Annotated in this window: 1 pseudogene; it reads right to left on the bottom strand. The window is 67.7% G+C overall.

Features of this window, described 5'->3' with window-relative positions:
• Positions 1–229 (bottom strand): annotated as a pseudogene (locus tag ACZXDY_RS46795) (MFS transporter); the annotation flags it as partial.

Genomic DNA, 229 nt, shown 5'->3' with positions numbered 1-229 from the left:
GGCGCAGCGCCGGTGACCTCCATCTGCGGATTGACCCTTAGCGTCAGGGCCACAATGCTGCCGACCAGAGCGCAGCCGCCCAGGACCAGCAGCCCGGCCGTGAAGTTGCCGGTCGCGTCTTTGAGGTAGCCCATGAGGAACGGTCCGGCGAAGCCGGACAGATTGCCGAGCGCATTGATCGCGGCGATCCCGGCCGCAGCCGAAGTGCCCGTCAGGAAGGCGCTCGGTA

This window comes from Bradyrhizobium sp. LeoB3, assembly GCF_055456055.1.
Note: the sequence above shows the minus strand (reverse complement) of the source record. Positions and strands in the feature narration are given on the sequence as shown.